We start from the raw sequence: 21,844 nt of genomic DNA on the forward strand, positions 1-21,844 counted from the left end.
GTGCTGATTCCGCTCGATGTCGCCCACCATTCCAGAATGATCTCGCCCACCGTTCCGATTTGATGTCGCCCACCATTCCGGGATGATGTCGCCCGGGGTGACGAGGCCTCTTCTGGCTCCGATACGGTCCCGCCTTTCGGCTTTGCGAAGGGGGACCTGGATGCCGACGGAGAGGTTTGCGATGCGCCATGTGCGCGATGTGATCAGATTGAAGTCGGCCGGGATGCCGACCCGCGAGATTGCGCGGCGGGTCGGCACGGCCCCTTCGACGGTGCGGTTGACGATCCGCCGGTTCGAGGCGGCGGGGCTGACCTGGCCGTTGCCAGACGACGTCACCGACACGGTGCTGGAGGCCCGGCTGTTCGCCAACGCCGGAGCCGGTCCGGGCACCCGGCGGGGCCATCGGCGGCAGGCCGAGCCGGACTGGGCGGCGGTGCATCGCGAGCTCAAGCGCAAGCACGTGACGCTGTCGATTGTGTGGGAGGAGTACATCGCGGGCGAASCCGGCGGGTATCGCTATTCGCGGTTCTGCGAGCTCTACCGGGCCTGGGAAGGCCGGCTGTCGGTGACGATGCGCCAGTCGCATGCGGCCGGCGACAAGCTGTTCGTCGACTATGCCGGCGACGGCGTGCCGGTGGTGATCGACCGGTTCACCGGCGAACGGCGCACTGCGCAGATCTTCGTCGCGGTGCTCGGCGCATCGAGCTTCACCTACGCGCAGGCGACCTGGACGCAGGGGCTAGCCGACTGGATCAGCGGGCACGTCGGCGCCTTCGAGGCGATCGGCGGCGTGCCGGCACTGCTGGTGCCGGACAACACCAAGGTCGCGGTGATCAAGGCCTGCCTCTACGATCCGCAGATCAACCGCAGCTACGCCGATATGGCGGCGCATTACGGCACCGCCATTCTGCCGGCCAGGCCACGACGGCCACGGGACAAGGCCAAGGTCGAGCAGGCGGTCCTCATGGTCGAGCGCTGGCTGCTCGGACGGCTGCGCCACCGGATCTTCCACAGCCTCGCTGAGGTCAACGCGGCGATCGCCGAGTTAATGACCCGGCTCAACGAGGAGCGGCCGATCCGGCGGCTCGGCGTCACCCGCCGCAAGCTATTGGAGGAGATCGACCGGCCGGCACTGAAGGTCTTGCYGGAGAGCCCTTACGTGTTCGCCGAGTGGCGGATCTGCCGGGTCAGCATCGACTATCACGTCGAGGTCGAGGCGCATTACTACAGCGTCCCGCATCGCTTCGTCCGCGCCGAGGTCGAGGTGCGCTTCACCGCCCGCACCGTGGAGATTTTCCACAAGGGCGAGCGGATCGCCGCGCATCAACGCGTGAGCGGCAACCACAAGCACACGACCGTACCGGAGCACATGGCCTCCAGTCATCGGCGCTACGCCGGCTGGACCATCGAGCGCATCCGCAAGGATGCAGCCACGATCGGGCCGGCCACCGCGGCGCTGTGCGATCTGATCCTGGATGAACGCACGCACCCCGAGCAGGGCTTCCGCGCCTGCCTCGGCATCATCCGGCTGGCCCGCTCCTACGGGCAAGAGCGGCTCGATGCCGCAGCCATGCGGGCGATCGATATCGGCGCGCGCACTTACGGTTCGGTCAAATCGATCCTCGCCAACAATCTTGATCGGCGTCCTTCACCCAAGCGCTCCGCGGACGACGCGCCGATCCTCCATCCCAACATCCGCGGGCCGCGCTACTACAATTAGGAGATCACGCCTTGCTCACCCATCCGACCCTCGATCAGCTCCATCAGCTCGGCCTTCACGGCATGGCCAAGGCCTTCGCCGACATCGAAGCCGGCGGCGAGGCCGCCAGCCTCGGCCACGCCGAATGGCTTGCGCTCCTGCTCRAACGTGAAGCGTCGCTGCGACGCGACAAGCGACTGTCGAAGCGGCTTCAATATGCCAAGCTGCGCCAGCAGGCCTGCGTCGAGGACATCGACTATCGCACCCCGCGCGGCCTCGACCGCAGCCTCTTGACGATGCTGGTCGAAGGCCAATGGATCGCCGACCACGCCAATCTTTTGATCTGTGGCCCGTCCGGCGTCGGCAAGAGCTGGCTCGCCTCGGCGCTCGGCAACAAAGCCTGCCGCGACAATCGCTCCGTGCTCTATCAGCGCGTCCCGCGACTGTTCAGCGATCTGGCCTTGGCGCGCGGTGACGGCCGCCACCCCCGCCTGCTGCGCGCGCTCGGCCGCGTCGATCTCCTCATCCTCGACGACTGGGGCCTCGAGCCGCTCGACGCCGCGGCCCGCCACGACCTCCTGGAGATCCTCGAGGACCGCTACGGCCACCGCTCCACCATCGTCACCAGCCAGCTTCCCGTCGATCAATGGCACGCGCTGATCGGCGACCCCACCTACGCCGACGCCGTTCTCGACCGCCTGGTCCATAACGCCCACCGGATCGATCTCAACGGCGAGAGCCTGCGGCGAACCCGTAAGCCCGGCCGAAAGGCCTGAGCCCGTGGCCCTGTGGACATGCCGCTGCGCTTGGACAACGCGAAGGGCGTTGCCCACATGCCCACAGCAGGAGCAGCAAAAAACAAGTCCTTCGAGCCGCGATTCAAGATTGACCACGCGGCTTCGCCGATGCCAGAAACCAGACAGCCAGAACGCCTCGCGCCCCGGGCGACATCAAATCGGAAGGGTGGGCGAGATCATCTCGGAATCCTGGGCGAGATCAAATCGGTACACCCGGGCGAGATCATCGGAATCCGCAGAAGCGCTCGCAAGCCAAATTATTTCACTCACAATGACTGGCAAAATGTCCGCCGAGCCGGCTGCATTTCGCGCCGGGGATACCGGCGGGGGAAGCGGATCGCACACCAATCCGAATGGATCGACACCGAAAGTTGGTGGCTCGTTAGCGAGCTACATAAAGGCAAAGAAGGCTGAGAAGAATCAGGTCCGCCGATTTCTCGTTACAGCCTATTGGCTCTCTGGACGTACGACTGAGGCGCTCACTGCGAGTGTTGTCACAAAGGCTTTGCTGGATAATCATCAAAAGCGACTGGCCAATTCGGCTGATTGCCTAAACAAAAATGTTAGCAAGGGGTTTTGTGAGAAGACGAAAGGAGGGGCATTCTTCATCACTCCGGAGGGACTTGAGGCGATTGAAAGTGCGCCTGCTGAATGAGCGTCCAGAGTGCGCTATCAGCGATTCCGGACGGATTGCGTCTACCGTTATTGTCCGAGTACCAGTCGATCGTACAGAATTTCGCTGAGCATCGATGGTCGCCTTCGGAGCTCAGCGGCGGCAAGTTTTGCGAGATCGTGTTCACGATCTTAGACGGCTACGCGAAAGGCATTTACTCAATTTCGCCGAAGAAACCGCGTGCCTTCGACCAAGCGTGCAAGCTGCTCGAAAACAATAGCCAGGTCCCACGCAGCTTCCAGATTTTGATCCCGCGACTTTTGCCTGCGCTCTTTGAGGTCCGAAACAATCGGGGCGTGGGGCATGCAGGCGGTGATGTCGATCCCAATCATATGGATGCAGTATTCGTCCTTTCTAGCTGCACTTGGGTCATGGCGGAATTGGTCAGGGTCTTTCACAATGTCTCAATTCTCGACGCGCAGGATATTGTCGATAAATTAGCCGAGCGGCGAATGCCATTGCTTTGGATCGGCGACGGTATGCGGCGCGTGCTCGATCCCAAGATGGGTTTGCGAGAGCAAATTTTGTTGTTGCTCTGCACATCGCCTGGCAAAATCGCGACCGCAGAACTGAAGAATTGGACTGGCTACAAGAATAATACCTACTTTAGGAAGCTTCTTCGCGAGATGCACGAAGAGCGTCAGATCGAATTGGACAGCGATGGCAGCGCGGCGCTCATTTTGCCACCCGGGGACAAGATCGCTTCGGAAATTATAGCGAAGCGAGTTTGATAAATGTCCGATTGGATAACGGCAGTGCATCTGCGCCGAAATAGCGGACGGCATCTACCTACTGCATCTCCATAATGCCAAAGCAGTGCGAGCACTCGATCCGCAATGAAAGACGCTGAATGTCAGCAACGTTAATGGATTGGCGCCTTGGGCTTCCATAACGGACGACCCTATGGACTGATTGCTAAGAGCAGATTGTCGAGGTCTCGTGGCGACATTCTAATCCCAAAGCGAGATTCGCAATACGACCTCAGCGTGACGCATTTCAGGACAAATACCCTATAAGTTGGATCGCAGTCGTATTGTGTTTTCTCGTCTGCGCTTTCGGGAAAGGAAAGTGATCGGATGCCCCGGTTCGCACGAGAATCATAGATGAAGAAAAGAGTTGGTACGTGGAAGTGGAGATATTTTGAGGCGAGAGATCGCTTGTTGAGTTCGGTAATTTGGCCGAATAAGTCTGTTGTGCGCTTATGAATCTCCAGCATCACTGGAAGCGCAGATGAGCCATAGGGGGCCACTGACTTGKCTTGGCTTATCCACTTGTCCAGCCCAGACTTCATTATCGCGGGTGCCACTCGCTCAAGGTAAAATTTGTCGTTTGTCTCACCGGGCGAGACGACCTTGCGCCGCTCTATTGCTGCTGCATAGACGCGACCGATGATGTTTAGCTTTGCCAAGATTACTTGCTCGTCCGTGTGATACGGATGTTCGCGACAGAGTCGATAAAGGATTTCATTTGTTAGACTCCAAGGCGTCGTCTCTCTAGCGCTTTCGGCTTGTTTGCGCGTTACGCAACTGATTGACCTGAGTTCTTTCATCGCTCAGCTATCCTTACCCCGCAACGATCACCACCAACCACCGGCAACGTCATCCGCGGCCAGCAATGTCGCCAGCGTCACCGTGCCCGACACCGGGTTCACCAGCCGCCAATACTGAACCGCAAAGATATACGCGTTCGCGCCGGTCGGCAGCGCCGCGAACAGCACGACGACGCCAGCCGCAAGCAGGGGCAAGTTCAGGCGCTTTGCGAGCACGAAGGCCTCACGCCCTCCTCAACGCGCGATCCAATCCCGTCTCATCGCGCGTCAGGAGACGATGGCCTTGATTTGCGCAGTGTCCGCGAATTCAATCAGCTCAATGATTTTGCCATCCTGAAATTTGAAGAGGTCCAGGACTTCCGTGCTGAAGACTTTCCCGCTTGGACGGTATCGGATGACAAGGCGGGACCGTATTGCAGCACAATTCCCTTCAACCAATTCGCTCAGGATCTCGCGCTTTTCGAAGTCGAAATGGTCAATGAATTGACCGAAGGCGCCACGCAGTGGTTCGTGCCCCTGCACACTTCCTGTCAGGTGCAGTGCGCTTTTGTCGCCCACCAGGTTGAACAGGCCCTCGGGATGAAAAGCGGCCACCAGGCCTGCCGCGTCACCATCACCGCGCGCGGCGTAAGCGCGCTTGATCACGTCGAGCATTTCCTCGCGATGTCCCATATCCGCCTCCTGCTATGGGTATCATCGCAGGATAGCTACCTTTGCGTGCAAAGGCAAAATTAAAACCACCACCATCACCGGCAACGTCACCGCCGCCAGCAGCGTCCCCAGCGCCACCGCGCCCGACACCGGGTTCACCAGCCGCTGATACTGGGCCGCGAAGATGTACGCGTTGGCGCCGGTCGGCATCGCTGCGAACAGCACGATCACGCCGGCTGCGACCGGAGGCAGACCGAGCAGCTTGGCCAGCACGAACGCGGCCGCCGGCGTCGCCAGAAGCTTGAGCGCGCCCATCACTGCGATGCTCCTCGCCTTTGATCTCGAAGCGGRAGAAATGCGCAGAGTGATCGGCTGCGTCAACATTTCTGGCTTGGTTTGCTCATCCTCGGCGATGTAGCCTGATTGCGCATTGCGATCTGCGTCGATGGCCGTACGCATCCCAATGACCTCGGCCGCATCACGTCTGGCCTTTCCGAGGAAATTCGAGCGCAACAATCGTTGGAGATCTCATGTCGAACTCCGATCTCGCGTTGTCGATTGCGCTCGGTGTCGGTCTTGCGGCCGCGACGGGCTTCCGGGTGTTCCTGCCGATGCTGGTTGCCAGCGTGGCCGCTTACTCGGGTTCGCTTCCTTTGGGCGACGGTTTCGCATGGCTTGGAACACCTGCTGCAATGCTCATGCTTGGCGTGGCCGCGCTCCTGGAGGTTGGTGCGTATTTCATTCCCGGCGTGGACAATTTGCTCGATGTCATCGCCGCGCCTGTCGCCGTGATCGCCGGAGCCATCCTGTCAGCGGCGACCATGGCAGATCTTCCACCGATGATGAAATGGACGGCCGCCATCGTCGCGGGCGGCGGCGCGGCCGGCATCGTGCATGGCGTCACCGCGGCCGTGCGGGCCAAATCGACGGTCCTGACGGCTGGCCTCGGCAACTCAACGGTTGCGACCGCCGAACTGGGCGGTGCACTCCTCGTATCGCTTCTTGCCCTGGCTGCGCCGGTTGCCGCCTTCGTGCTCGTCGTTCTGATGCTCTGGCTGGCGATACGTTTGATCCTGCGCTTGCGGAGGTCAGCTCCTCGCGCGGATCTACCGGAATGACCGCGTGACTGCTCGTGCGGCTACCTCGCCCCCGCCACGATCACCACCACCACCGGCAACGTCACCGCAGCCAGCAGCGTCCCCAGCGCCACCGCCCCCGACACCGGGTTCACCAGCCGCTGATACTGGGCCGCGAAGATGTACGCGTTGGCGCCGGTCGGCATCGCCGCGAACAGCACGATCACGCCGGCTGCGACCGGAGGCAAACCGAGCAGTTTTGCCARCACGAACGCCACCGCCGGCATCGCCAGCAGCTTGAGCGCGCTCATCGCGGCGACGCTCAGCATCTCGCCTTTGACCTCAAATCGAAACAGGTTGATGCCGAGCGCGATCAGCGCTGCCGGCGATCCGGCCTGTGCAAGCAGCTCGATCGTCCGGTCGACGACGGGGTTGAGGCCGAGTCCCGTAAAGCGCCAGACCACGCCAAAGCCGATCGCCAGCATCAGCGGATTGCGCGCGAGATCCGCGAGCACGGGGCGGATGACCGACAGGACCGAACCTGTCCGCTTGCGGCTGACAAGCTCCATCTGCAGGATGCCGCAGAGCCAGAGCAACGGCGTGTTCACCGACAGGATCAGCGACATCGGCCCCGCGGCCTCGTTGCCCAGCGCCGAGAGCACCAGCGGAATGCCGAGCATCACGATGTTGCCGTAGACCGAGCCGATCGCGAACACGACGCCGTCCTCGCGGTCCTCGCGCCGTTCGCGCAAGCATGCCGAGAGCGCCAGCGCCGCGATCCAGGTGATGGCGAGCGCGCCGTAATAGGCGCCCCACATCCGGTAGGGGCTGACATCGGGGAATTCGGACACGACGATGGTGCGGAACAGCAGCGCCGGGATCGCGATGCTGAAGGCGAATTCGGAGATGCCCTTGTGCGCGGTCTCGGAGACGAAGCGAAACAGCACCGACGCATAGCCGGCCGCGATCAGGGCGAACACCGGCGCGACGATCAATACTGTGGCCATGCGCCCCTCATCTCACGGGGACATCACACGACCACCCCACGTCCTCGATCATGCCATCATGCCGCTGTTTTGCCCGACGAGTCAAATCGATTTCGTAAAATCCGTAACTGGCCGCCGTGGCCTGGCTACTGTGCATGGGGTTGTTTTCGCGTTTTTTTGTTGGACCGAAGCTGAAGCCGCGCGCGGACCCGATCTCGCCAGCCCTGCCAAGGRCTTAGCCTGATAGCGCGACATCGTGCCCGGGATGGGACCGCGCCGGGCCGACCGGCCTGTTGCCCGGAGCGCACAGGTGGCCGTTTTCGCTTCAGGCCTCGTTGCCAACGAACGCCCGTTCACCCACTATTCGCTCTGACTCGACATGTGGGGGGATCGATGCCGGCGCTCCGTTTCAAAAAATCCTTGGCTGCTGCGATCTCGGGCATTGCGCTCGCCGTCCTGGTCCATCCCGGCGCCGGCTTCGCCTACACGCAGGAGGAGCAGCAGGCCTGCTCGCCGGACGCGATGCGGCTGTGCGGCGAGTTCGTTCCGAACGTTGATGCCATCACCGCCTGCATGATCCAGAAGAAATCGCAGCTCTCGCCGCAGTGCAAAGTGTTCTTCCGCCAGGGACCCGAGCCCGGCGAGGCCCGCGCCGGTAAGCCGACGGCCAAGAAGAGCACCAAGCCTTCGCAGAAGGCGGCCAAGAAGAAGAAATCCAGCGAAAGCTGAGCGCGGGGCTAGCGTTCTTTCTTTGAAGCTCGTCGCGTCAGGGCAACAGCGCGAAGCGTCTTCGCGTCGGTGTCCCCTGCATGTGTGTTGCCGGCATCAGCTGCGCGCCAGCCTCCGGACTCCTTTTGTTCGCCTCGCCGTGCGGACGCCTGCGACAATTACCAGCGCGTTCGACGGAAAAGAGTCGCGAGAGGGTTTGCGCGGCGAGGTTGCATTCCGTTTTTCCCGCGTTGCTGCCGAAAAAGCGTGGGATTGCCGGCGTGAAGGGCGTTTCGTTGCGATTGGTATCCTGGTCGCGCGAAGCAGTGTGACTCAAAAGCCAACACGTCTTGTTATTTCGTGGCTCTGAGGCAACTGCCGGTAAATTTTTCTTTCCCGAATCAGCGCGGTGATTCATTTTCGTGATCTGGGGTCAATCTGGAGGCCAGAGGTATGAACGTAATTGTTTTTGCATCGCGTAAAGGCGGCTCGGGCAAGAGTACCCTGGCCGCACATCTCGCCGCGCAGATCAAGGCGAGCAAGCAGGTGATGCTCGTGGACGCGGATCCGCAGGGCTCGCTCACGCTGTGGCACAAGCTGCGCGGCACCAACGAGCCGCCGATCAAGGCTGCGGTGAACTCGGTCAGCGGCATCGTCTCCGCTGCCAAGCGCGACGGTTATGAATGGGTGTTGATCGACACGCCGCCGAATCTGTCGGCCGTCGTCGACGACGCGATCAAGAACGCGACCATGGTGGTCATTCCGGCACGTCCCGGCGTGTTCGACGTCAACGCGGTGCAGGAAACCATCCAGATGTGCCGCGCGGCGCGCAAGCCCTACGCGGTCGTGCTCAACGGTGCGCCGGCGCGCCGCGACGAGTCCGAAAGCCCGATCGTTACCATCGCCCGCGAGGCGCTGGCGAAATTCCGCGCGCCGGTGTGGGGCGGCCAGATCACCAACCGTTCGGATTTGCTGATGGCGCTCAGCCACGGCGAAGGCGCGCGCGAGTATCAGGCCGAGAGTCGTGCGGCCCAGGARATCGCAAGGCTGTGGGCGGCGATCGAGCGTTCAGTGAAGGCTATTCGCGGCACGGCGTCGGCATCCGGCGCAATGCACAAGCAGGCGGCATAATTTTCATAAATCATTCCCCGGACGGAAAGCGCGCGGAAGTCCGCGCGTTTTGCGTTTCGGCCCGGTGGAGACGCGTTATGCCACCATCAGCATGTAGAACACGATGACCGGCGACAGCGTCAGGATCACCGACCAGATGCCGGCGGCCCAGAGAATGTCCTCGGTGGTAAAGCTCTGCTGTCCGGCGTCGTAATGCGACGCCACTTCATTCTGGATATTCACAAAACGCCCCCGCGATTTCTTCGCTTATGGGCGCCAGTGATAGCCGGGATGTTTTAAGAATCCGGGTCGCAATTTCGGGCGCATTCGAACACAGGTGCTACCACGGATTAACCATGCCGGCGCAGTGCGCGCGTTCGCGCGGGGTTAAGCACGGGGCACGTTCTTACCCTCCCCTGGAGGGGGAGGGTCGCTGGGCATTGCGCGAAGCGAAATGCCTAGCGGGGTGGGGTGACAGTCTCTCCGCATCGAATAGTGCCCGAGTGGAGAGATCACCCCACCCCGCTCGCGCCGCCGCTAAACCCACTCACTGTATTTCCTTCTGATCTCGTCGATGTAGTCCGCGCGCGATTTCACCTCATCCGCGGTCAATCCGATATCGCGCCGCAGCCAGTCGGATAACTCGCTCGCATATGAAACGCGTTCCCATGCCGCCTTCAGCGCATCGCGCCATTGACGAATGTCCATAGGTCGATCTCTTTTCCGGATTGAGATGGTGTCGAGCGGACACGACGCTGCCTTCCCTCTCCCGCACGGGGAGAAGGGGGTGGCGGCGTGCGTGTGAAGAGAGGAAGCGGAGGCGCTACGCGGCGACTTTCATCCGTCGCTCGATCTCGCGGTCGATCTGGGCTGCGAGCTCGCTGCTCACTTCGACCATCGGCAGGCGCACTTCGGGGCTGTCGATCAGGCCGCACCGCCACAGCCAGTACTTCGCCGGCGCCGGGCTCGGCTCGGTGAACAACAAGCGCGTCAGCTCGGCGACCTCGTGCCAGCGCGCCTGCGCCGCGTCGTGGTTGCCTCGCTTCACCTCGGCATACACGGCGGCAAACGTCGCGGTCTCGACATGGGCGGACAGCACGATGCCGCCGTCGGCGCCGTCGGTGAGCGCCTCAAGGTAGTTCGCGTCCTCGCCGGTGAGCACGCGAAAGCCCTTCGGCCTGTCGCGCAGGAGCGCGATGGATTGCTCGCGGTTCGCGCCGCAATCCTTCAGCCCGACGATGTTCCGATGCTCGGCAAGCCGCAGCAGCGTCTGGTTGGTGATGTTGACCGAGGTGCGATAGGGGATGTTGTAGAGCGCGATCGGCCACGCCGCGTGATCGGCAAGGGCTTCGAAATGAGCCAGGAGCCCGCGCTGCGAGGGCCGCACATAATAGGGGCTCGCGATCAGATAACCGTCGATCGGCCAGTCCGCGGTCTCGTCGAGGCGTTCCTTCAGCCGCGAAGTGTCCGCGCCCGACAGTCCGAGGCAGATCGGCGGCGTGCGGCGCCCCGCCGCCATCTCGTCGCGCACGATGGCGACGAGGCGCTCGAGCTCGGTCTCGCGCAGCGTCATGCCTTCGCCTGAGGTCGCCCCCAGGATGAAGCCGTCGACGGCCTGCCCGCTGTAATGTCGCGTCAGCCGCCGCAGCGACCTCTCGTCGAGAGCGCCGTCGCGAAACGGCGTCACCAGCGGCAGCCAGAGTCCGTGCAAATGATCTTGTAGACCGGTCATGTTCCATCTCCTTCTCGGGAAAAAAACCTGAGACGGAGGGCACATGAAAAAACCCCGTCCAGGCGGCGGGGTTTCGGGATTTGCTTGCGATGACGAAGCTGTGTTAGCGCGCGCAAAAATCCGAGGTCCCCGGATGGGGGCCTTTTTTCGAGGCGACTGCCTTGAACGAGATTGCGCACGACTTCGTGATCATTCGCAAATGATGCGGGGTGTACGTGGAACTGTCAATACACGCGGAACGTGAAACCCGATGGGACAGAAAAAAAGCCGGGCTCAAGTGAGCCCGGCTTAAGGTATTGGCCACGTGAGGCCGACACAATCACCTTCCAAGAGGGATTACTGAACTCCCGCGCCACCGGAGGAGGGGGACAAATGCGCAACGCGAAGGCTCAGCGTGGAAACATTATGGGCTTGCCAAGCGCCATGCAGCAACCGTTCAGGTCGCATGTCAGACATGCGGAAATCAGGAAGGCCAGCGCTGCGCCTTGCTCACCACGAAGTCGCGGAACACCTGCACACGCGCGACCGTCTTCAACTCCTCGGGATAGACGAAATAAGTGTCGAGCTGGATCGAATCCGATTCTCCGAACAGCTGCACCAGGCGGCTCTGTTCCTCGATCAGATAGTCCGGCAGCGCCGCGATGCCGAGGCCCTGCTGACAGGCGCGGACGAGGCCGAGGATGTTGTTCACTCTGAAATAAGCCTCGCGCGGACCAGAGCCGTTGCGGCCGGCTTCGACCAGCCAGTTACGGTTCTGAAGATGCGGCGCGAAGTTGCCGTCGGAGAGCGTGATGATGCGGTGGGAGTCGAGCTCCTCGAGCGTGCGCGGCGTGCCGAAGCGCTTGATGTAATCCGGCGAGCAATAGGCGTGGAAGCCCATCGCGAACAGCTTGCGCTGGATGAGATCCGGCTGCGTCGGCTTGCGGGTGCGGATCGCGACGTCCGCCTCGCGCATCGACAGGTCGAGCTCCTCGTCGGTGACGATCAGCGAGATCCGGATCTCCGGATAGAGCGCAGTGAACTCGCCGAGCCGCGGGATCAGCCAGTTGATGCCGACGCCGGGCGTGGTGGTGATCTTGAGATCGCCGCTCGGCCGCTCGCGGCTGTCGGTCAGCTTGGCGCGCGCCGCCTGCAGCTGCATGAACACGTCATGCGCGGTGCGGAAGAGCAGGTCGCCCTGCTCGGTGAGGATCAGGCCGCGGGCGTGGCGGTGGAACAGCGAGACCGAGAGCTCCTGCTCCAGCGCCGACACTTGGCGGGACACCGCCGATTGCGACAGGCCGAGCTGCTCGCCCGCATGCGTGAAGCTGCCCGCTTCCGCCGCCGCGTGAAACACCTTCAGCTTGTCCCAATCCATATCCGTAAATCCGTCGCGTGTTCGAGGCATGATCTTTATTCCGCTGCAGCGCGCTCGCTGGCGCGCAGGGCCAGGAAACGTTCGGCTTCGAGAGCTGCCATGCAGCCGAGGCCGGCGGCCGTCACGGCCTGACGATAGGTCTCATCGGCGACGTCGCCGGCGGCGAACAGGCCGGGCACCGAGGTGGCGGTCGAGTTCGGGGCAACCTCGACATAGCCCGACCGTTTCAGCTTGACCTGGTCCTTCACGAGCTCGGTCGCCGGCGCGTGCCCGATGGCGATGAAGACACCGTCGGTCTTCACGTTCGTGAGTGCGCCGGTCTTGACGTTCTTCAGTCGCACATGGGTGACCTTGTTCGGGTTCTCGGTGCCGCAGATCTCGTCGACCGCCGAGTCCCAGACCACCTTGATCTTCGGGTGCTTGAACAGACGCTCCTGCAGGATGCGTTCGGCGCGGAAGTGATCGCGGCGATGCACGATGGTRACCTGCGAGGCATGGTTGGTGAGGTACAGGGCTTCCTCGACCGCGGTATTGCCGCCGCCAACCACCACGACTTCCTTGTTGCGGTAGAAGAAGCCGTCGCAGGTGGCGCAGGCCGAGACGCCGCCGCCCTGGAATTTCGTTTCTGACGGCAGCCCGAGCCAGCGCGCCTGGGCGCCGGTGGCGAGGATGACGCTGTCGGCGAGATAGACGTCGCCGCTGTCGCAGGTGAGGCGGAACGGCCGCTGCGTCGTCTCCAGCTTGGTGACCAGGTCGGAGACGATCTTGGTGCCGACATGGACCGCCTGCTTCTCCATCTGCTCCATCAGCCAGGGGCCCTGGATCACGTCGGCGAAGCCCGGATAGTTCTCGACGTCGGTGGTGATGGTGAGCTGGCCGCCCGCCTGGATCCCCTGGATCAGGATCGGCTCGAGCATCGCGCGCGCGGCGTAGATCGCCGCCGTGTAGCCGGCGGGGCCGGAGCCAATAATGACGACCTTTGCATGAACAGTGGCAGACATTTTGACGGACGCCTTTCACGGGGGATCTGCAGCGCGGGTGCGGAACGTGCCGGGAGGCGTCGCGGAAGCGCTGAAATATCAGAGCTAATCTAAGCCTTCTGGTGAGCTATGCAAGAATTGCATTCCCTGTCGGCGGATTTTTCCAACAGGGAACAAAAGTCGATTGCGCTGCACGCGCAATAAAATTGCGCAATTGCTGCGGACTGGCTATGAGGATTGCGTCAAATCCACCAATACAGCCGCAAAGGCCAGGAGTTCCAATCACGTGTCGCGGAACCTAGACGAGATCGACCTGAAAATTCTCACCGAGGTCCAGGCCGACGGTCGAATCACGAATGTCGAGCTGGCCAAGCGCGTCGGCATCTCGCCACCACCTTGCCTCCGCCGCGTCCGGGCGCTGGAGGAGGAGGGCTATATCCACGGCTATCGCGGCCTGCTCGACGCCCGCAAGCTTGGCTTCGACGTCACCGTATTCGCCGCGGTGCACCTGTCCAGCCAGGCCGAGGCGGATTTGCGTGCCTTTGAGGAGTTCGTCCGCGCCGAGCCGCTGGTGCGGGAATGCTGGATGCTCTCGGGCGAGGTCGATTTCATCCTGAAATGTGTCGCGCCAGACATGGCCACCTTCCAGGATTTCGTGACGCACCTCACCGCCGCGCCCCATGTGCGCAACGTGCGGACGTCGCTGGTGCTGCATAATTCGAAATACGAGGCGGCCGTGCCGCTTGATGTGAAGGGAAGAAGGTAAGCCTTCTCCCTCTCCCGGTTCTTGCGGGGAGAGGCACACGGCTCTCGCAATACCCCGAAACAAAAAGGCCGCGCAGGGCGCGGCCTTTTCGAAATATCATCGCGCCTTGCGGCAAATGCTTACCGCCACTCCACCTTGGTGATCTCATACGCCTTGGCGCCGCCGGGGGCGTTGACCTCGACCGTCGAACCCTTCTTCTTGCCGATCAGCGCGCGCGCGAGCGGCGAGGTGATGGAGATGCGGCCCTTCTTGGCGTCGGCCTCGACCTCGCCGACGATCTGCCACACCGTCTTCTTCTCGGTATCCTCGTCGACCAGCGTCACGGTGGCGCCGAACTTGATGGTGTCGCCCGACAGCTTGGAAATATCGATGATGTCGGCGCGCGCGAGCTTGTCCTCGAGCTCGGCGATGCGGCCCTCATTGTGGGACTGCTCTTCCTTCGCGGCATGATATTCCGCGTTCTCCGACAGGTCGCCGTGCGAGCGCGCTTCCGCAATATGCTCGATGATGCGCGGACGGTCCTCGGACTGGCGCTTCTTCAATTCTTCCCCGAGCGCGGCAAAGCCGCCCGCTGTCATCGGAACCTTTTCCATCTCTTCTCTCGTCCTTCGGCCGCGCGCCCCGGCAAGACACAGGGCGCGGCAACCTTGATTCGTCAGTACTTCCGGGGCTGAATATACGGCCACCGGAACGGTTATGTGGGTCTGGCGCCGGAACAGAACAACCACAACGGCCGGACAGTTCCTCCGGCCATTGTGGCTTCATTGCCAGTCACTTAGCGGAAGCGTCGCCGTTGCTAGCGATCAGGTTTCCGAAAAGTAGCTCTGCAGGGTACGAACCTCAAGGTCCCCGCCCAGATAGGCGCGGATGCCCTGCGCGGCCGCCACGGCCCCGKAAAGAGTGGTGTAATACGGCACTTTATGCAAGAGGGCCGCGCGCCGCAGCGAGCGGCTGTCGGCGAGCGCCTGCGGGCCCTCGGTGGTGTTGAGGACGAGCTGGACGTCGCCATTGGTGATGGCATCGACGATGTGCGGCCGTCCCTCAAGCACCTTGTTGACCCTCTCGGTCGGGATGCCCTGATCGGTCAGGAAGCGCGCCGTGCCCGATGTCGCCAGCACCTTGAAGCCGAGCGAATGCAATTCGCGAACGGCCTCGGCGATGCGCGTCTTGTCGCTCTCGCGAACCGAGACGAACACCGTGCCCTTGCGCGGCACCCGCGTGCCGCCGCCGAGCTGACTCTTGGCAAAGGCTATCGCGAAGGAGCTGTCGATGCCCATGACCTCGCCGGTCGAGCGCATCTCGGGGCCGAGCACCGTGTCGACGCCGGGGAAGCGGGCGAACGGAAACACCGATTCCTTCACGCCGACATGCTTGAAGTCCGCCTTCTTCAGCTTGAAGTCGGCGAGCTTCTCGCCGGCCATGATGCGCGCTGCGATCTTGGCGACCGGCGTGCCGACCACCTTGGCGACGAAGGGCACCGTGCGCGAGGCGCGCGGGTTGACTTCGAGCACGTAGATCTCGCCGTCCTTGATCGCGTACTGCACATTCATCAGGCCGACGACGTCGAGGCCGAGCGCCAGCTCACGCGTCTGCCGCTCCAGCTCCTCGATCATCCTGGCATCGAGCGAGTGCGGCGGCAGCGAGCAGGCGCTGTCGCCGGAATGGATGCCGGCTTCCTCGATGTGCTCCATGATGCCGACGATGAAGGTGTCCTTGCCGTCGCAAAGGCAGTCGACGTCGATCTCGGTGGCATCGGACAGATAGCGGTCGAACAGCAGCGGGTTCTTGCCGAGCACGGTGTTGATCTGCCCGGTCTTGTCGTTCGGGTAGCGCGCCTTGACGTCCGCCGGCACCAGCTCCGGCAGCGTGCCGAGCAGATAGTCGCTGAGCTGGTTCTCCTCGCGGATGATCTGCATCGCGCGGCCGCCGAGCACGTAGGACGGGCGCACCACCAGCGGCAGGCCGAGATCGGTTGCGACCAGGCGCGCCTGCTCGACCGAATAGGCGATGCCGTTCTTCGGCTGCTTCAGCCGGAGCTTGTCGAGCACGCGCTTGAAGCGGTCGCGGTCTTCGGCAAGGTCGATGGCGTCGGGCGAGGTGCCGAGGATCGGCACTTCGGCGGCTTCCAGCGCACGCGCCAGCTTCAGCGGGGTCTGGCCGCCGAACTGCACGATCACGCCGTGCAGCGTGCCGTTGGTGCGCTCCTTCGCGATGATCTCCAGCACGTCCTCGGCGGTGAGCGGCTCGAAATAGAGCCGGTCGGCGGTGTCGTAGTCGGTCGACACCGTCTCGGGGTTGCAGTTGACCATGATGGATTCGTAGCCGGCGTCATGCAGTGCGAAGCAGGCGTGACAGCAGCAATAGTCGAACTCGATGCCCTGGCCGATCCGATTGGGCCCGCCGCCGAGGATGATGACCTTCTTCTTGTCCGACGGCGAACTCTCGTCCGCGGGCGCGCCTGCAAACAGCGCCTCATAGGTCGAATACATGTAGGCGGTCGGCGACGCGAACTCGGCCGCGCAGGTGTCGATGCGCTTATAGACAGGGCGGACACCGAGCGCGTGGCGCTTCGCCGTCACGTCAGCTTCCGTCGTCTCGGCGAGCACAGCGAGCCGCGCATCGGAGAAGCCCATGGCTTTGAGCGTGCGCATGCCGAAGGCGTTGCCCGGCAGGCCGTTCTTCCGGACCTTCTCCTCCATGTCGACGATGCCGCGCATCTCGCTGAGGAACCACGGATCGATCTTGCAGGAGTTGAAGATGTCCTCGTTCGACCAGCCGAGCCGCATGGCCTGGGCGACCTGGAGCAGCCGGTTCGGCGTCGGCGTGCCGAGCGCGGCGCGGATCGCGTTCTTGTCGTCGTGCTGGCCTAGCCCCTCGATCTCGATCTCGTCGAGCCCGGTCAGGCCGGTCTCGAGTCCGCGCAGCGCCTTCTGCAGGCTCTCCTGGAAGGTACGGCCGATCGCCATCACTTCGCCGACCGACTTCATCGACGTGGTCAGCGTGGTCGACGCGCCCGGGAATTTCTCGAAGGCGAAGCGCGGAATCTTGGTGACGACGTAGTCGATGGTCGGCTCGAACGAGGCCGGCGTCGCTCCGCCGGTGATGTCGTTGGCGATCTCGTCCAGCGTGTAGCCGACCGCGAGCTTGGCGGCGACCTTTGCGATCGGAAAGCCGGTGGCCTTCGAGGCCAGTGCGGACGACCGCGACACGCGCGGATTCATCTCGATCACGACCATGCGGCCGTCTTCGGGATTGACGCCGAACTGCACGTTGGAGCCGCCGGTCTCGACGCCGATCTCGCGCAGCACCGCCAGCGAGGCGTCGCGCATGATCTGGTATTCCTTGTCGGTCAGCGTCAGCGCCGGCGCGACCGTGATSGAGTCGCCSGTGTGSAYGCCCATYGGRTCSAGGTTCTCGATCGAGCAGAYRATGATGCARTTGTCYKYCTTGTCGCGSACSACYTCCATCTCGTACTCTTTCCAGCCGAGCACGGATTCTTCGATCAGCACTTCGTTGGTCGGAGACGCATCCAGGCCGCGCTCGATGATGTCGAGGAATTCTTCCTTGTTGTAGGCGATGCCGCCGCCGGTGCCGCCCATCGTGAAGGAGGGACGGATGATCGCGGGCAGGCCGATCTCGGACAGTGCCATCAGCGCCTGGCCGAGCGCGTATTCCTGGTAGCGCTTGCGGCGGTCGCTTTCGCCGAGCACCCATTGCCGTTCGTGTTCCTCGAGGGCGGCACCCGACAGCTTCTCGCGTTCGGCCCGGTGCTTGTCGCGGAAGGACTTCTTCAACTCGGACGCGTTGGCGAGCCGCGACTTTGGCGTCTCAAGTCCAATCTTGGTCATGGCCTCGCGGAATAGCTGACGGTCTTCCGCCTTGTCGATCGCATCCGCGGTCGCGCCGATCATCTCGACGTCGAACTTTTCCAGCGTGCCCTGCCGGCGCAGCGACAGCGCGCAGTTCAGCGCGGTCTGTCCGCCCATGGTTGGCAGCAGCGCGAAGCCGCCGGGAATGACGTGACGTTCCTTCTCGATGATCTTGGCGACGATCTCGGGCGTGATCGGCTCGATGTAGGTGGCGTCGGCCAATTCCGGGTCGGTCATGATGGTGGCCGGGTTGGAATTGACGAGGACGATGCGATAGCCCTCCTCCTTCAACGTCTTCACCGCTTGCGTGCCCGAATAGTCGAACTCGCAGGCCTGGCCGATCACGATGGGGCCGGCGCCGATGATCAGGATGGTGGTGATGTCTGTACGTTTGGGCATCAACTCTCGCCGAAGTGGATTTTGGGCACAAAAAAAGGGCGCGCTTGCCGCGCGTCCCCTTGAGCCGAGAGCGCGGGGTCTCCCCTCGCGCGCGGGTGGGTCTTAGACCAGTTTTCGGGGCGGCGAAACCCCGAAAAACGCCCATCAACCGGCAATTTTGACGGGTTTTGGCCGTGCCTGCCAGCCACGGGCGAGATGCACCAGCAGCGAGGCCGCAACGCTCGATCCGCCGATCCAGCCAAGGTCGGTTGGCGAGAGGGTGGCCAGCACCGCGCCGCCCAGGGCCCCGCCGATGGCGAAGCCGAGATACATCGCGGAGGCGTTGAGCGAGAGTGCGATCATCGAGGCCTGCGGCTCGATCCGGATGATGCTGGCGATCTGAGCCGGATAGAACGCCCAGCCCGAGATGCCCCAGAGGAAGATCGCGCCCAGCACCGCATAATGCGCCTGTCCGGGCATCAACTTCAGGACCAGCGAATGCAGGATCAGGGCGCTCGCCATGCCGGCGAGCCCGAGGCCTGCGGTGGCGAGCGTGCCGAGCCGGTCGGCCAGGACACCGCCCAGCATGTTCCCGATGGCGGCGGCGCCGCCGAACACCAGCAGCGCGAGGCTGATCTGCGCGGCGTCGAAGCCGAGGCCGCGCAGCGGGACCGCGAAGTAGGTGAACACAGTGAAGCCGCCGAGCGCCCATAGGATCGTGATCAGAAGCGCGATCACGACATTGCTGTGACGCGCCACCGCCAGCCGTTCGCTGAGCGAGGCGGTGTTGCGCGGCAGGCCGCGGGGCAGGCCAAGCAGCAGGCCGGCAAGCRCAACCGCGCCGATCAGGGCCACCATGGCAAAGGTCGCGCGCCATCCGAGCAGGCTGCCGACGAGATTGCCGAGCGGGACGCCGATCACGGTTGCAACCGTGAGGCCCGAGGTGACCAGCGCCACCGCGCGGCCGCGCCGTTCGGGCGCGGCGACCGCCACCGATACGGCGAGCGCCGTCGGCATGCACAGTCCGGAGCCCAGCGCCATCAGCATGCGGGAGGCCAGCAGCAGGGCGTAGCTGGAAGCCACCGTCGCGACGAGATTTCCGGCAATGAAGGTCGTCAGCGCGAGGGCCAGCACGGTGCGGCGGTCGATATTGTTCAGCGTCACCGCCAGGATCGGCGAACCCACCGCATAGGTGAGGGCGTAGGCGGTGACCAATTGGCCGGCGGCAGGGACGGAAATCGAAAGATCGGCGGCGATCGACGGCAAAAGCCCTGCAATGACAAAGCCTTCGGTACCAATCGCGAAGGCCGCGAGAGCCAGCCAGAACACGCTCATTGGACAATATCCCTATGTTCAACGTTTATTGAACTATTGAATGCAAAGGCTAAGAAGTCAATTGGTTCAAGAACTATTGAACAACGCGGCCAATTTGCTATGATTCCTCACCATGAGCCGCACACCCCTTCATCCCACCCGCGAGCAGATCGAGCTGCCGATGGTTCTGGATTGCCTGAGCGATCCGATCCGGTTGGCCATCGTCTATCAGCTCGCCCAGCAGGAACGTGTCAGCAGCGAACTCTGCTGTGGCGACTTCAGCGGCCTTTCCGGCAAATCCAACCTCGCCTACCACTTCGCCAAGCTGCGCGAATGCGGCCTGATGCTGACGCGCGTGGCGGGCACCAACCGCTTCATGCGGCTCCGCCGCGAGGATCTGGACGCGCGCTTTCCGGGGCTGCTCGATGCTGTGCTCAGCTCCGCAGCCAAGGATGTCGACCGGCTACAGCTGCTGTCGGAGTGCGAAACGGTTGAAATGGATTGAAGTTTGCGAGTTTTCGAGAATTTGCTTTGGGCGGTCCGTCGAAGCGTGCCCGTCTTCGCCCTTCGGGCTTCGCCGAGGCAGCCTTCGCACGATACGGCTTGCCTAGCCGAAGCTGGCGGAGCCAGCGAAGGCTGGAGACCCGGCCTGGATTTGAACCAGGATGAAGAGCGTTGCACCGCCCTCGCGTAGACGCTTCCGCCACCGGGCCGCGGCGATCTTTACCTATCAGCGTGTGACAAGCCACCTCGGGCAGTCATTATGCTTAACGGACCAGAGGCGGCCGCGCGATGAAGGTCATGCGCCAGCGATTATGGCCGATATTGGTGTGGGCGCGCTGGACAGAGAAGCCCGCCGCGGTCAGCTTGGCGACGATCTCGTCCTCGCCATAGCGCTGAAGCCCGATGCGCGTGCGCAGATGACGGTAATCTGACAGCGCGGTGCTGATCAGCCCGATCAGCGCGTCCTTCAGGAAGCCGTGACGCAGGCCGAAGCTGAGCAGCGCCATCACATCCCTGAACATGCCGACATTGGGCTGCAAGATATCTCCGAGCACGAGCTTGCCGGACGGGGTCAGCAATCGCCGGATGTTGACAAGCGCGGCATCGAGCTCGTCCGGCGTCATGTATTGCGCGACCGAGTTCATCACCGCGAGGTCGATCGACTGGTCCTGCATTTTGCGGACGTCGTCGAGGGAGCGGACGCGGATCTTGGTGTTCGGGGCAAATCGCGCGATCAGCCGGCCACGCACGCCGGGGGCGGGCTCGGCGAGAATCAGCTTGCCGCAGGCCGCGGCCACCTGGCTCGCCGACAGCGCCTCGCCGCAGGCATAGTCGAGCACGGTCGCCTCGGGCGATGAGATGTAGCCGATGATGTCCCGCGCGATGATCTGGAAGTGCAAGTCGCGATGCAGCTTGCTGACATAGATCGTATGCGTGGAGTCGTAATAATCGATCCAATCGTCCATGGTATTTCGTAGGTCCCGGCCAAACGGTTCCTGTCAAGGAACCGGCGCTGCCCGCCTTGCGTTAGGGGTGCGACGGCGCRCCGTCAATGTCCGCGTCCTAACAGGAAGGTTTCCCGTGAGCAAAGCCCCCACCAAGGTCTCGCCCGATCTCGATACCCCCACCGATCTGTCGCCCGATGGGGTCAAGAAGGTCTCTGAGGCGCTCAACGTGCTTCTGGCCGATGCGTTCGCGCTCTATCTGAAGACCAAGAATTTCCACTGGCACATCAGCGGCCGGCATTTCCGCGATTATCATCTGCTGCTCGACGAGCAGTCCGACCAGATCTTCGCCACCACCGACCAGCTCGCCGAACGCGTCCGCAAGATCGGCGGCACCACGCTGAAGTCGATCGGCCAGGTCGCCAAGCTCCAGACCATCAAGGACAACAACGAGGACTACGTCCCGCCACGCGAGATGCTGCGCGAGCTGATGCAGGACAACAAGCACGTCGCAAGCGCGATGCGCAAGGCGCACGAGGTCTGCGACGACGCCGGCGATGTCGCCAGCGCCAGCATCCTCGAAAACTTCATCGACGAGACCGAGCGCCGGACGTGGTTCCTGTTCGAGGCCACCCGCCAGGAAGGCGGCAACGAGGCGTAAGGGACATTGCCGTAGGGTGGGCAAAGGCGCGCTTCTTGCGCGCCGTGCCCACCATCCGTCCTTGCGGCTTGAACTGATTGGTGGGCACGC

24 protein-coding genes and 1 tRNA gene are annotated in these 21,844 nt (G+C 63.0%); 10 read left to right on the forward strand and 15 right to left on the reverse strand.

The window, feature by feature from the left end; genetic code table 11:
- The first annotated feature begins 181 nt into the window (after positions 1–181).
- From istA to AB4Z51_RS02900, 4 genes are all read left to right on the forward strand, one after another.
- Positions 182–1,720 (forward strand): IS21 family transposase, encoded by a 1,539-nt coding sequence (istA, locus tag AB4Z51_RS02885; protein ID WP_441497058.1) that lies wholly within the window; start codon positions 182–184, stop codon positions 1,718–1,720.
- An 11-nt stretch (positions 1,721–1,731) separates the two neighbouring features.
- Positions 1,732–2,475: an IS21-like element helper ATPase IstB gene (gene istB / locus AB4Z51_RS02890; RefSeq protein WP_441497020.1), complete on the forward strand. Its 744-nt coding sequence runs from the start codon at positions 1,732–1,734 to the stop codon at positions 2,473–2,475.
- Between the two features lie 304 nt (positions 2,476–2,779).
- Positions 2,780–3,151, forward strand: coding sequence for a hypothetical protein (locus AB4Z51_RS02895; RefSeq protein ID WP_441497021.1), 372 nt, complete (start codon positions 2,780–2,782; stop codon positions 3,149–3,151).
- Positions 3,148–3,900 (forward strand): hypothetical protein, encoded by a 753-nt coding sequence (locus AB4Z51_RS02900; RefSeq protein WP_085400405.1) that lies wholly within the window; start codon positions 3,148–3,150, stop codon positions 3,898–3,900. Before AB4Z51_RS02895 ends, AB4Z51_RS02900 begins: the two co-directional genes overlap by 4 nt.
- Positions 3,901–4,070: 170 nt before the next feature.
- Here AB4Z51_RS02900 and AB4Z51_RS02905 read toward each other — a convergent pair whose 3' ends face one another.
- Genes AB4Z51_RS02905 through AB4Z51_RS02920 form a run of 4 tightly spaced genes read right to left on the reverse strand, consistent with a single transcriptional unit; the run spans position 4,071 to position 5,828 of the window.
- On the reverse strand, positions 4,071–4,718 hold the full coding sequence (locus AB4Z51_RS02905; RefSeq protein ID WP_441497022.1) for a hypothetical protein: 648 nt from the start codon (positions 4,716–4,718) through the stop codon (positions 4,071–4,073).
- A 27-nt stretch (positions 4,719–4,745) separates the two neighbouring features.
- Positions 4,746–4,934 carry a hypothetical protein gene (locus AB4Z51_RS02910; RefSeq protein ID WP_441497023.1) on the reverse strand — a complete coding sequence of 63 codons (189 nt, stop codon included), beginning with the start codon at positions 4,932–4,934 and terminating at the stop codon, positions 4,746–4,748.
- Positions 4,935–4,985: 51 nt separating this feature from the next.
- Complete coding sequence (locus tag AB4Z51_RS02915; protein ID WP_085400409.1) at positions 4,986–5,390, reverse strand: nuclear transport factor 2 family protein; 405 nt, start codon at positions 5,388–5,390, stop codon at positions 4,986–4,988.
- A gap of 21 nt (positions 5,391–5,411) precedes the next feature.
- Positions 5,412–5,828, reverse strand: a complete 417-nt coding sequence (locus tag AB4Z51_RS02920) for an AEC family transporter (protein WP_441497024.1) — start codon at positions 5,826–5,828, stop codon at positions 5,412–5,414.
- Positions 5,829–5,920: 92 nt separating this feature from the next.
- Here AB4Z51_RS02920 and AB4Z51_RS02925 point away from each other — a divergent pair, with 92 nt between their 5' ends.
- Positions 5,921–6,487, forward strand: a complete 567-nt coding sequence (locus tag AB4Z51_RS02925; RefSeq protein ID WP_244623203.1) for a DUF4126 domain-containing protein — start codon at positions 5,921–5,923, stop codon at positions 6,485–6,487.
- Between the two features lie 20 nt (positions 6,488–6,507).
- On the opposite strand, the gene AB4Z51_RS02930 is transcribed toward AB4Z51_RS02925, so the two are convergent.
- The gene (locus AB4Z51_RS02930; protein ID WP_038932208.1) at positions 6,508–7,452 is read right to left on the reverse strand and encodes an AEC family transporter; all 945 of its coding nucleotides are present in this window, start codon (positions 7,450–7,452) and stop codon (positions 6,508–6,510) included.
- A 372-nt stretch (positions 7,453–7,824) separates the two neighbouring features.
- On the opposite strand from AB4Z51_RS02930, the gene AB4Z51_RS02935 reads away from it, so the two are divergent.
- Together AB4Z51_RS02935 and AB4Z51_RS02940 are read left to right on the forward strand one after the other, a co-directional pair.
- The gene (locus AB4Z51_RS02935; protein ID WP_085400415.1) at positions 7,825–8,160 is read left to right on the forward strand and encodes a hypothetical protein; all 336 of its coding nucleotides are present in this window, start codon (positions 7,825–7,827) and stop codon (positions 8,158–8,160) included.
- Between the two features lie 432 nt (positions 8,161–8,592).
- Positions 8,593–9,270 carry a ParA family protein gene (locus tag AB4Z51_RS02940; RefSeq protein ID WP_028150667.1) on the forward strand — a complete coding sequence of 226 codons (678 nt, stop codon included), beginning with the start codon at positions 8,593–8,595 and terminating at the stop codon, positions 9,268–9,270.
- Between the two features lie 75 nt (positions 9,271–9,345).
- On the opposite strand, the gene AB4Z51_RS02945 is transcribed toward AB4Z51_RS02940, so the two are convergent.
- The 5 genes from AB4Z51_RS02945 to trxB form a co-directional block, all read right to left on the reverse strand.
- The gene (locus AB4Z51_RS02945; protein WP_014492080.1) at positions 9,346–9,492 is read right to left on the reverse strand and encodes a hypothetical protein; all 147 of its coding nucleotides are present in this window, start codon (positions 9,490–9,492) and stop codon (positions 9,346–9,348) included.
- Positions 9,493–9,786: 294 nt separating this feature from the next.
- Positions 9,787–9,957 (reverse strand): hypothetical protein, encoded by a 171-nt coding sequence (locus tag AB4Z51_RS02950; protein WP_161495798.1) that lies wholly within the window; start codon positions 9,955–9,957, stop codon positions 9,787–9,789.
- A 115-nt stretch (positions 9,958–10,072) separates the two neighbouring features.
- On the reverse strand, positions 10,073–10,981 hold the full coding sequence (locus AB4Z51_RS02955; protein ID WP_085400417.1) for a 4-hydroxy-tetrahydrodipicolinate synthase family protein: 909 nt from the start codon (positions 10,979–10,981) through the stop codon (positions 10,073–10,075).
- A gap of 463 nt (positions 10,982–11,444) precedes the next feature.
- Complete coding sequence (locus tag AB4Z51_RS02960) at positions 11,445–12,368, reverse strand: LysR family transcriptional regulator (protein ID WP_027534296.1); 924 nt, start codon at positions 12,366–12,368, stop codon at positions 11,445–11,447.
- A gap of 5 nt (positions 12,369–12,373) precedes the next feature.
- Positions 12,374–13,339 (reverse strand): thioredoxin-disulfide reductase, encoded by a 966-nt coding sequence (trxB, locus tag AB4Z51_RS02965; protein ID WP_028150669.1) that lies wholly within the window; start codon positions 13,337–13,339, stop codon positions 12,374–12,376.
- A gap of 265 nt (positions 13,340–13,604) precedes the next feature.
- On the opposite strand from trxB, the gene AB4Z51_RS02970 reads away from it, so the two are divergent.
- Positions 13,605–14,084 carry an Lrp/AsnC family transcriptional regulator gene (locus AB4Z51_RS02970; protein ID WP_028150670.1) on the forward strand — a complete coding sequence of 160 codons (480 nt, stop codon included), beginning with the start codon at positions 13,605–13,607 and terminating at the stop codon, positions 14,082–14,084.
- A gap of 119 nt (positions 14,085–14,203) precedes the next feature.
- On the opposite strand, the gene greA is transcribed toward AB4Z51_RS02970, so the two are convergent.
- From greA to AB4Z51_RS02985, 3 genes are all read right to left on the reverse strand, one after another.
- The gene (gene greA, locus AB4Z51_RS02975; RefSeq protein WP_007596674.1) at positions 14,204–14,677 is read right to left on the reverse strand and encodes a transcription elongation factor GreA; all 474 of its coding nucleotides are present in this window, start codon (positions 14,675–14,677) and stop codon (positions 14,204–14,206) included.
- Between the two features lie 210 nt (positions 14,678–14,887).
- Positions 14,888–18,352 carry a carbamoyl-phosphate synthase large subunit gene (carB, locus tag AB4Z51_RS02980; RefSeq protein WP_441497025.1) on the reverse strand — a complete coding sequence of 1,155 codons (3,465 nt, stop codon included), beginning with the start codon at positions 18,350–18,352 and terminating at the stop codon, positions 14,888–14,890.
- Positions 18,353–18,496: 144 nt separating this feature from the next.
- Positions 18,497–19,666, reverse strand: a complete 1,170-nt coding sequence (locus AB4Z51_RS02985; RefSeq protein ID WP_441497026.1) for an MFS transporter — start codon at positions 19,664–19,666, stop codon at positions 18,497–18,499.
- 112 nt (positions 19,667–19,778) lie between these two features.
- Here AB4Z51_RS02985 and AB4Z51_RS02990 point away from each other — a divergent pair, with 112 nt between their 5' ends.
- Positions 19,779–20,150 (forward strand): ArsR/SmtB family transcription factor, encoded by a 372-nt coding sequence (locus AB4Z51_RS02990; RefSeq protein ID WP_135215185.1) that lies wholly within the window; start codon positions 19,779–19,781, stop codon positions 20,148–20,150.
- Between the two features lie 132 nt (positions 20,151–20,282).
- Here AB4Z51_RS02990 and AB4Z51_RS02995 read toward each other — a convergent pair.
- A tRNA-OTHER gene (locus tag AB4Z51_RS02995) sits at positions 20,283–20,358 on the reverse strand.
- A gap of 54 nt (positions 20,359–20,412) precedes the next feature.
- The gene (locus AB4Z51_RS03000) at positions 20,413–21,114 is read right to left on the reverse strand and encodes a class I SAM-dependent methyltransferase (RefSeq protein ID WP_085400422.1); all 702 of its coding nucleotides are present in this window, start codon (positions 21,112–21,114) and stop codon (positions 20,413–20,415) included.
- A gap of 115 nt (positions 21,115–21,229) precedes the next feature.
- Here AB4Z51_RS03000 and AB4Z51_RS03005 point away from each other — a divergent pair, with 115 nt between their 5' ends.
- Positions 21,230–21,754, forward strand: coding sequence for a Dps family protein (locus AB4Z51_RS03005; RefSeq protein WP_063985503.1), 525 nt, complete (start codon positions 21,230–21,232; stop codon positions 21,752–21,754).
- Positions 21,755–21,844: the final 90 nt, after the last annotated feature.

This window comes from Bradyrhizobium sp. 2TAF36 (assembly GCF_052114925.1).
In the GTDB taxonomy this organism is placed as follows: domain Bacteria; phylum Pseudomonadota; class Alphaproteobacteria; order Rhizobiales; family Xanthobacteraceae; genus Bradyrhizobium; species Bradyrhizobium barranii.

Coding starts and splice junctions, on each gene's coding strand:
- AB4Z51_RS03000 (WP_085400422.1), bottom strand. CDS start 21,114: ATGGACGATTGGATCGATTATTACGACTCCACGCATACGATCTATGTC.
- AB4Z51_RS02955 (WP_085400417.1), bottom strand. CDS start 10,981: ATGACCGGTCTACAAGATCATTTGCACGGACTCTGGCTGCCGCTGGTG.
- AB4Z51_RS02915 (WP_085400409.1), bottom strand. CDS start 5,390: ATGGGACATCGCGAGGAAATGCTCGACGTGATCAAGCGCGCTTACGCC.
- greA (WP_007596674.1), bottom strand. CDS start 14,677: ATGGAAAAGGTTCCGATGACAGCGGGCGGCTTTGCCGCGCTCGGGGAA.
- AB4Z51_RS02960 (WP_027534296.1), bottom strand. CDS start 12,368: ATGCCTCGAACACGCGACGGATTTACGGATATGGATTGGGACAAGCTG.
- AB4Z51_RS02935 (WP_085400415.1), top strand. CDS start 7,825: ATGCCGGCGCTCCGTTTCAAAAAATCCTTGGCTGCTGCGATCTCGGGC.
- AB4Z51_RS02990 (WP_135215185.1), top strand. CDS start 19,779: ATGAGCCGCACACCCCTTCATCCCACCCGCGAGCAGATCGAGCTGCCG.
- AB4Z51_RS02950 (WP_161495798.1), bottom strand. CDS start 9,957: ATGGACATTCGTCAATGGCGCGATGCGCTGAAGGCGGCATGGGAACGC.
- AB4Z51_RS02895 (WP_441497021.1), top strand. CDS start 2,780: ATGTCCGCCGAGCCGGCTGCATTTCGCGCCGGGGATACCGGCGGGGGA.
- AB4Z51_RS02900 (WP_085400405.1), top strand. CDS start 3,148: ATGAGCGTCCAGAGTGCGCTATCAGCGATTCCGGACGGATTGCGTCTA.